This window comes from Streptomyces sp. NPDC005070, assembly GCF_053600395.1.
This window is the reverse complement of record NZ_JBSFZS010000473.1, coordinates 1-1,608: the sequence shown is the minus strand read 5'-3', so window position 1 is coordinate 1,608 and position 1,608 is coordinate 1. Positions and strand designations below refer to the sequence as shown.

2 protein-coding genes are annotated in these 1,608 nt (G+C 71.9%); both read right to left on the bottom strand.

The window, feature by feature from the left end:
• Positions 1 to 80: 80 nt before the first annotated feature.
• Positions 81 to 452, bottom strand: a complete 372-nt coding sequence (locus tag ACWEBX_RS40370; RefSeq protein WP_451889670.1) for a VOC family protein — start codon at positions 450 to 452, stop codon at positions 81 to 83.
• Between the two features lie 202 nt (positions 453 to 654).
• Complete coding sequence (locus ACWEBX_RS40365) at positions 655 to 1,548, bottom strand: SDR family oxidoreductase (protein WP_451889671.1); 894 nt, start codon at positions 1,546 to 1,548, stop codon at positions 655 to 657.
• Positions 1,549 to 1,608 lie beyond the last annotated feature (60 nt).

Below are 1,608 nucleotides of genomic sequence, written 5' to 3'. Positions count from 1 at the left end.
CTGGGGCCGGCACGCCGAGAGCACGCACCTGACGCCGCCGGGCCGCCCTTCGGGCGACGACGCGAATTGTCAGACAGGCACTAGCCGATGAGGGTCGCCTTCGGGCGTACCACGCAGAACTCGTTCCCCTCGGGGTCGGTCAGCACGGTCCATGATTCCTTGCCCGTCTGGCCCACGTCCGCCCTGCGGGCCCCGAGGGCGAGGACCCGCTCGATCTCCGCCTCCCGGTCCTCCGCCGCGGACGTCAGGTCCAGGTGCAGACGGTTCTTGACGGCCTTTCGGTCCGTGACCGGCATGAAGCAGATGCCCACCGGTGCCGTCTCGTCCGGCCCGATCACGACCTCCCGCTCCCGCTCGGAGAGGATCCGCCAGCCCAGCACCTCGGCCCAGAAGCGAGCCTGTGAGGGGAGGTCGTGTGCGTCGATGACGATGTGATGCAACGAGAGGGGCATATCTGTCAATGTGCCCTGGTTTCGGCTGGATCGCAGCGTCGGGAGGGTGCAGTGGTGGCATCCGGAGGAGGGAGGGTGGGCGGTTGCCGTCCTGGAGATCGGTGCCAGTTGCAGTTCCGGCCCCGTGGTCCCGCAAGGTGGCGCGCCGCGCTCTGTTCCGCCGGTCCGATACGAGGGCCGTCTCTCCCCGAGTCGGCCGCTCCTACTGCCCGCCGCTTCGGAAGTAGTGCCCCATGTCCAGGTCCTCGACCAGGCCCGGCCCGGTCGGGCTCCAGCCCAGCAGGGCGCGGGTCCGCTCGCTGGAGGCCGGGCTGTCGAGGCCGATGAATCCTGACAGCCAGCTGAAGTGGTCGGCGGCCTCCTCGGGCGGGATCGAGCGGGTGGGTACGTCCAGGTGGCGGCCGATGATCTCGGCGATCGAACGGATCGGAACGCCGTCCTCGGCACTCGCGTGGAGGACCGACCCGGCCGGCGCGCCCTCCAGGGCGAGGCGGAACAGCCGCGCGGCGTCGTCGCGGTGCGTGGCCGGCCAGCGCTGAGAGCCGTCGCCGATGTAACCGGAGACGCCCTTGTCGCGGGCGATACCGATCAGGGCTGCCACGAATCCGTTGTCACCGTCGCCGTGCACGGTCGGGGGGAGCCGTACGACGGACGAGCGGACGTTGCGGTCGGCGAGGGCGAGGGTCACCTGGGCGGTGCCCATCCGTGTCCGCGGGCCGCTCGGCAGCGCGGAGAGGTCGTCGGAAGTCCTGCCGTCGTCCTCTGTGCTCAGGCGGCCCGTGGCCAGCCCGATCAGCCCCGACGCGATGAGCAGCGGTCGCCCGGAACCCGCGAGGGCCTCGCCGAGCGCCTCGACGGTACGGCGGTCCGCGTCGGCGGCGTCCTGGAAGCCGCCGGAGAACGCGAGCTCGTGCTTGAACGCGAGGTGGATCACGCCGTCCGACGCCTCGGCCGCCCCGCGCAGGACGTCGACGTCGTCGAGGGTGCCGGGCACCGTGTCCGCCCCGGCCTTCGTGAGGGCCGTGGCCGAGGCGTCCGAGCGAGCGAGCCCGACGACCTCGCCTCCGGCTGTCCGAGGTGCGGCATCACCAGCCAGTCGACGGGCTCGTCGGACGTGCGCAGCGCCTCCACCACCAGATCCAGGGGGACGTACGCG

Coding starts and splice junctions, on each gene's coding strand:
- ACWEBX_RS40370 (WP_451889670.1), bottom strand. CDS start 452: ATGCCCCTCTCGTTGCATCACATCGTCATCGACGCACACGACCTCCCC.